The organism is Limosilactobacillus albertensis (genome assembly GCF_014145555.1).
Lineage (GTDB): Bacteria > Bacillota > Bacilli > Lactobacillales > Lactobacillaceae > Limosilactobacillus > Limosilactobacillus albertensis.
Genome location: NZ_JACIVD010000030.1, coordinates 1 through 264 on the forward strand (window position 1 = coordinate 1; position 264 = coordinate 264).

At 42.8% G+C, this 264-nt stretch carries 1 pseudogene; it reads left to right on the plus strand.

The features are described 5' to 3' along the window. A pseudogene (locus H5S41_RS00470) lies at nt 1-264 on the plus strand (transposase); the annotation flags it as partial.

The window sequence follows — 264 nt, forward strand, 5'->3', positions numbered from 1 at the left end:
CATAATGTCTTTCATCTGTTGTGATAGCGAAACCCATCAGCTAGTCGCCACTCTCCATGACCGGCTATCGCCGTCAATTATTGATTATTTTGAGAACCGCTACTCCAAGAAAGAGCGCTCAGGTTAAAACGGTCGTAATCGATCTTAATGCCCAATATCAAAGCTTTATTTACCGGCTTTTTCCTAACGCCCGAATTATTATCGATCGTTTCCACATTGTTCAACTAGTCGGTCGCGCCCTTGATAACTGTCGAGTTAATATTC